Below are 6,678 nucleotides of genomic sequence, written 5' to 3'. Positions count from 1 at the left end.
TATCTCGTGAACAAAAAAAGTAAAAGCCCGCGCGGCTTGAGCGCAAAAAGTTAAAACGCTTTTTTTGTCGGACAGTAGTGTTTTCGATTCCAAAGTGGAAAATTTAAAGATGGTCGCATTACGAGTTTTCAACCTTGGAAATGGCAAATATAGAGATATTCATTAACCAACTACTTTTGGGATGAAAAAAAAGAGGTGCATCTTCCAGATACACCTCTAATTTAACAAATCAGTTGTAATTATTTATTTCTTTGCGGGCTTTTTGCTTTTTCCCTTTTGCATTTGTTGTTGTTGTTTGGACATTTGTTCCAAACGGGCCTGGAATTTCGATTTTTTGGCCGGTTTCTTCTGATTGGCTTTCAGCTTTGCAAGGATGGCTTTTTCATCCACAAACTGACGAATCAGAAGTGTTTGTCCTACAGTAATCAGGGTGGAGATGAAATAGTAGTAGCTCAATCCTGAAGCATAGCTGTTGAAGAAAAACAGGAACATCACAGGCATCATGTACATCATTCCTTTCATTCCGGGCATTTGGGCCGATGATTGTGTCATTTCCTGGTTGATGCGCGTGTAGAAAATGTTGGTAGCGGCCATCAGCAGGGTAAACAAACTCACATGGGCTCCATAAAACGGGATGTCAAACGGTAAATCCCAAATGCTGTCGTAGGTTGATAAGTCGGTTGCCCACAGAAAACTCTCCTGGCGCAATTCGATAGATGCGGGGAAAAACCGGAATAAGGCAATCAGGATAGGCATTTGTAACAACATGGGCAAACATCCACCCATGGGATTTACCCCTACTTTTCGGTACAATGCCATCGTGGCCTGTTGGCGCTCCATGGCTTTATCCTTGGGAATTCGTTCGTTGATTTCGTCAATCTGAGGTTTCAAAACCCTCATTTTGGCCGTTGACATGTACGACTTGTAGGTGAGGGGAAACAAAACCAGCTTGATCAGAATGGTAAGGATCAGGATGATAATTCCGTAACTTCCAATAAAACCTTCGAGAAAATTAAAAACCGGAATTACAGCATACCGGTTTATCCACCCAAAGATTCCCCATCCCAGTGGAAGGAGCTGGTGCAGATCCAGATCTCCGTACGATCTTAATGTATAGAAGTGATTGGGGCCAAAGAAAAATTTCATGGCTGCGTCATCGTCCTCTGTAAAGCTAAATGGAACAGCTGCTTCGGCCTGATTGATGCGCAGAAACGGATTGGTTTCATCTTCAATAACATTGGTTTCCACATAGGCACTGGACATACTCTCCTGGGCTATCAGCACGGAGCTGAAAAACTGGTCCTTAAAAGCAATCCATTTTACCGATGTTCTCAGATCCTCATCATTACTGCCGGCGCCGGAAATATCGTCCACATCGGCCTGATGATATTTGAAATAAATTCCGGAGTTTTGGATTTCGGCCGTGCGTCCTTTTTCCTGGGCAGGCATTTTCTGATACCACTCCAAATCCAGGGCATTGCGGGGAACATCAAATTTGCCACCAAGATTCCGGGCAGAAATATGGTGCTCTACCATATTGACATCGTCCGTTAAGTTGTAGGTCAACTTCAGGTTTTCTCTTTCAGGACCCGAAATCTCAAAACTTACAGAGTTATCGCCACTCTTTACGATGTCGAAATAGAGGTCATTGGTATGATAAATATTGGTGTTGTAAGTGAAATTAAATCCATATCGATTGTCATTACCTTCAAATAACAGCAATGGTTTGCCGTCGAATGTCTTAAATTCCTTGAGTTCAACCGAATAGATGCGACCTCCGAGATTTGAGAAGGTTACTTTTAATTTTTCGTTTTCAAGTGTGGTAAATTGTTGTTCTCCTTTAATGTATGGGGCCAGGATTCCTGCGGCTTGCATTCGGGCACTATCTTTCGTGCTGCTTTGCAATGCTTTGTCAGTCAATTCCACATTCGCAGCCGATTGAACGTTTTTCTCAGCCTCTACAGCTCTAAATTGCTCTACCTGGCTCATAGAGTCCAGTAGTCGTTTGCGCTCTGCCAGGTCTTCGTCCGATGGCTTGTTCATCCACCAGAATAAACCAAGAATTGCTGTGATAAGTAAAAGACCTGTTATCGAATTTTTATCCATTATCTGTGATTGTTTGTATTTTAATTTACTTTATTGACAATAGTACGGTAAGGTTTTGCAATAATCATTGAGTTAATAATTTTTTTCAGGGTATTCTCATGTTTTGACCTCCAGCCCTCTAACCTTACCCCTGTTTCGCTTCCTCTTCATGCTCAATAGCTGCTTTAATGAAGGCCATAAACATGGGGTGGGGGTTGATTACGGTACTGCTGTATTCGGGGTGGAACTGCACGCCAACAAACCATTTGTGTTTAGGGATCTCAATTATTTCGACCAATCCTGTGTCGGGGTTCATTCCGGCACTTATCATTCCTGCGTCCTCGAATTGTTGCAGGTATTCGTTGTTAAATTCATAGCGATGACGATGGCGTTCATGTACCACCTCTTTTTGATAGGCACGGGCCGAATTGGTTTTGCTTTTTACATCACATTCATAAGCTCCCAAACGCATGGTTCCGCCTTTATCTGTGATATTTTTTTGGTCTTCCATGAGGTCAATTACAGGATTTGGGGTGTTGTGATCCATCTCCCGGGAATTGGCTTTCTCCAGTTTAAGAATGTTTTGTGAAAATTCAATTACGGCACATTGCATGCCCAGACAAATTCCAAAGAAGGGAACATTATTTTCACGGGCATATTTTACAGCCAGAATTTTTCCGCTAATACCCCTGTGACCAAAGCCGGGAGCTACTAATATACCGTGGAGATCCTTTAAGGTGTTCTCCACATTTTCCGGATTGATGTTTTCGGAATGAAGCAGTCTGATGTCAACCTTACGATCGTTGTACGTGCCGGCATGGTGCAATGCTTCAATGATAGATTTGTATGCATCCGGCAGTTCTACGTATTTGCCAACCAGTCCGACCCGGATGGTCTTTTTTGCTGCTTTTAGTTTGCTCAGAAAGTTTTTCCAGTCTTTAAGTTCAGGCTTTCCTTCAATGGGGAGTTGCAATTTCTCGAGAATAATTTCATCCAGCCCTTCTTCCTGCATCTTTACGGGCACTTCGTAGATGGATGAAACATCGATGGATTGAATTACTGCCCTGCTGTCAACATTACAAAACAAAGCAACTTTTTTGCGGATGTCACTGGAGAGGTCATGTTCGGTTCTAAGAACCAATACGTCAGGTTGAACCCCAATTTCCAGAAGTGACTTTACCGAATGTTGTGTGGGCTTCGTTTTCAGTTCACCACTTGCGGCCAGGTAAGGTACCAACGTAAGGTGAATTACCGCAGCCCGGTGTCCCAATTCCCATTTCAGCTGACGAACGGCTTCTATGTAGGGCAATGACTCAATGTCGCCCACGGTTCCTCCAATTTCTGTGATTACCACATCAAATTTGTGTTTGCTGCCCAACAGTTTGATGTTTCGCTTAATCTCGTCGGTGATGTGAGGAATAATCTGAACGGTTTTCCCCAGATAGTCACCTTTTCGTTCTTTATTGATGACGTTCTGATAAATCCGGCCGGTGGTCACATTGTTGGCCTGCGATGTAGGGACATTAAGAAAACGCTCGTAATGGCCTAGATCTAAATCGGTTTCAGCTCCATCTTCAGTGACATAACACTCCCCATGTTCGTATGGGTTGAGTGTTCCTGGATCTACATTCAGATAGGGATCCAGCTTCTGGATAGTTACCCTGTATCCGCGTGACTGAAGAAGTTTGGCCAGAGAAGCCGAGATAATTCCTTTTCCTAATGAGGATGCTACACCTCCGGTAACAAAAACATAACGTGTATCGGGCACAGTTCCAATATTTTAAGATTCAACGATTGTACTTATTTTTGAAATTTTAAGCCACAAAGTTAGCAAAAAGTACCCGGAATGTGTGTCCTTTAGTTATAAAATCAAGGGGCGTGGCGCCTTCACCACTACCTTTGCCTTTCTATCTCCTCTATGAGATCCAGTTTCTCGTTAAGCATCCTGATATTTCGTTTCCCACTTTCGATTTTATTGTGGAAGTCGCGAATCAATGCTTCTGAACTTTTTGACTTGGCAAAAAAACCAATGTTATTTTCCCAGAGAATAATGTCATTTTCCAATTGCTTTAATTTTCCAATGATTTTGTTGCGCTCCTGGATTATTCGGTCGTCAAACTGACCCTCGTTTTTCCAGTTTTCCAGTTTATTCCTGAATTTTTGCACGGCTTTGTTGGCTTCGTCCATGTTTAAATGGTCGAAACGGGCATTAATCAGGTTGCGAAACTCCTGGTTCACCCGGTCTTTCTCCTTGATGGGAACAAATCCTATTTCGGACCATCTTCGCTGAAAATCCTGGAGTGTGGCAAAACTTTTTTCATTGTTTTCATCGGGTTCGTATTGCCCAAGCTCTTCGAGCAACGCTTCCTTGTGTTTCAGGTTTTCATCCTGAGTTTCATCTTTTTTGCTGAAAAAATCTGACTTTCGGTTAAAGAAATGGTCACATGCACCGCGGAATTTTTTCCAGATTTCATCGGAATGCTTTCGTGGCACAGGACCTATCTCTTTCCATTTCTTCTGAATACGGATCAGTTCATCAGTCGTGCTTTTCCAGTCGGTGCTTTCTTTCAGGGCTTCAGCCTGCTCCACCAGTTCATTCTTAAGCTGCAGGTTGTTTTGCTGATCGTCCTTATATTGTTTGAAAAATTCGCGTTTGTTGTCAAAGAATTTATCACAGGCAGTGCGGAATCGCAGATATATTTCCTGATTTTCCTTTTTTGGGGCAAAACCTATGGTTTTCCAAATTTTCTGTATTTCGATGATGGCTTTGCTGTTCTTTTCCCACTCTTTAGGGGATTTCAGATCTTGTTCCAGGATGGCTTCCACTTTTTCACAAAGCTCCTGTTTGGCTTCCAGATTCTTCTGAAGCTGCTCTTTTAGGTTTTCGTAGTGTTCCTGATGTTCCTGGTTTATCTTTACTGTGGTTTCATGAAACCGTTGCCACAATTCTTCCTTTTTCTCGCGTGGCACCGGGCCTGCTTCACGCCATTGTTCGTGGTATTTTTGAAGTATTTTAAAAGCTTTGACAATTGATGGTTCCAAAAGCAGTTTTTCAGCCTTTTCGCACAAAGCCAGTTTTATTTCATAGTTCTTTTTCAGGTCAAGATCCCGGAGTTCTTTGTTTATTTTGATGTAGTTGTAGAAATTTTCAACATGCAAATGATAGTTTTCCCACATGTCATGAAGCTCACTTTGTGGTACAGGCCCTATTTCTCTCCATCGCTGCTGAAGGTTCCTGAAGTCATCAAATGTATGTTGGAGCGATTCCTGCCGGTTAACTAAATCTTTGATGCCTTCAATTACTTCGTATTTGGCGGCCAGGTTCTTCTTTTTCTCTTCTTCCTTCTGCGAACGCTCTTCATCACGTTTCTTCCGATATTGTTGTATCGCGCTTTGCATTTCATCCGAAAGGTTGTCGTGGGGCAGAGTGAAAGAATCTGCCGGTTCGCCTGAGGCAATAAAATTTTGTTTTAATTTTGCCAGTTCGGCAGCACTCTTGCGTTCAAACTCCTTGCGAATGGCCTCAACATGTCCTTTAATAGGACCCGCCGAATAATCGTTGAGTAATTGATGGTAATGCCTAAGCAAATCTTCGCGAGAAAAGGCCGAATAATCCACCTCTTCGGGTTGGTTCTTGTCTTTAAGTTCTTCAGGGGCTACTGGCGCCTCCTTCTCATCGTCATGAACTTCCTCCTGAGATTCAGTTTCTTCTTCCCCGTCTTCCCCGACCTGGTCATCAGATTCCGTTTCTGCTTCCGGGGTTTGAATTGGCGACTCCTGCCCGGATTCGGTTTCTTCCAAATCCGGCTGCTCCTGGTGGTCGGTTTTTTCGTCAACAACCTGTGCGGGGTGTTGTTCTTCTTCGTGGGGTGTTTGGTCAGGATCGATGTCCCGGGACTCCATATTTTCAGGTTGTTTCTCTGAATCCAAATTCACCTGCTCTTCAGATGATTTGTTTAGATCGTTGGCTTCCATCTTTTTGTATTTTAAAGATGCGACAAAGCTTTATTGGCTCTTATCACTAAAAATGTTTCTACGAAACTATCAAATATACTGCAAACCTCAAATATTTTTACATCAAAATGAGGATTTTAGCATGTCAGGAGTTTTATTGGAATAAGTAGAAGTTAATATGTATACCCGGTATATCTGTTCCAATCCCCGGATACAGGCAGATGAAGTGGTTAATAAAGCTGTTAAACTAATTTTCCTAATTATTCATTTATAATTGCTAATAGTTCATTGATAAGGGGTATAACTGTTTCAGACCGAAAAGTGGATGACTCTGCTCTGTTGCTTTTTCTTTGCCTCATTCCCTTTTCCTATCTTTGCAAAAAATATAAGTTCATGCGAATTGATATACTAACACTGTTCCCCGCTATGTTTCAGGGGCCATTCAGTGAATCCATTATAAAAAGAGCCGTTGAGAAAGGCGCCGTTGATATCAATCTTCATGATGTTCGCGACTATTCAGAAGATAAACATAAACGGGTAGATGATTATCCCTTTGGAGGCGGGGCGGGCATGGTGATGCAAATAGACCCTATTGCCCGGGCTATTAACAAGCTTAAAGCGGAAAGAACATACGACCAA

General features: G+C 42.5%; 3 protein-coding genes and 1 pseudogene. 1 reads left to right on the top strand and 3 read right to left on the bottom strand.

The features are described from left to right. Positions 1-243: 243 nt before the first annotated feature. The 3 genes from yidC to QZZ43_RS10345 form a co-directional block, all read right to left on the bottom strand. Positions 244-2,106, bottom strand: a complete 1,863-nt coding sequence (gene yidC, locus QZZ43_RS10355; protein ID WP_291858686.1) for a membrane protein insertase YidC — start codon at positions 2,104-2,106, stop codon at positions 244-246. Between the two features lie 124 nt (positions 2,107-2,230). Continuing rightward, positions 2,231-3,853 (bottom strand): CTP synthase, encoded by a 1,623-nt coding sequence (locus QZZ43_RS10350; protein ID WP_291858683.1) that lies wholly within the window; start codon positions 3,851-3,853, stop codon positions 2,231-2,233. A 125-nt stretch (positions 3,854-3,978) separates the two neighbouring features. Beyond that, positions 3,979-6,060, bottom strand: a complete 2,082-nt coding sequence (locus QZZ43_RS10345) for a DUF349 domain-containing protein (protein WP_291858680.1) — start codon at positions 6,058-6,060, stop codon at positions 3,979-3,981. Positions 6,061-6,432: 372 nt separating this feature from the next. Between QZZ43_RS10345 and QZZ43_RS10340 the strand changes: the two are divergent. Further along, positions 6,433-6,678: pseudogene (locus QZZ43_RS10340) on the top strand (tRNA (guanosine(37)-N1)-methyltransferase TrmD); the annotation flags it as partial.

The sequence above is a fragment of the Marinilabilia sp. genome (assembly GCF_016278715.1).
GTDB lineage: Bacteria > Bacteroidota > Bacteroidia > Bacteroidales > Marinilabiliaceae > Marinilabilia.
The sequence above is the reverse complement of the archived record's forward strand: the minus strand, read 5'-3'. Positions and strand labels throughout refer to the sequence as shown.

What these genes read in the sequence shown, in the direction of transcription:
- yidC (WP_291858686.1), bottom strand. Translation starts at nt 2,106, where the DNA reads ATGGATAAAAATTCGATAACAGGTCTTTTACTTATCACAGCAATTCTT.
- QZZ43_RS10345 (WP_291858680.1), bottom strand. Translation starts at nt 6,060, where the DNA reads ATGGAAGCCAACGATCTAAACAAATCATCTGAAGAGCAGGTGAATTTG.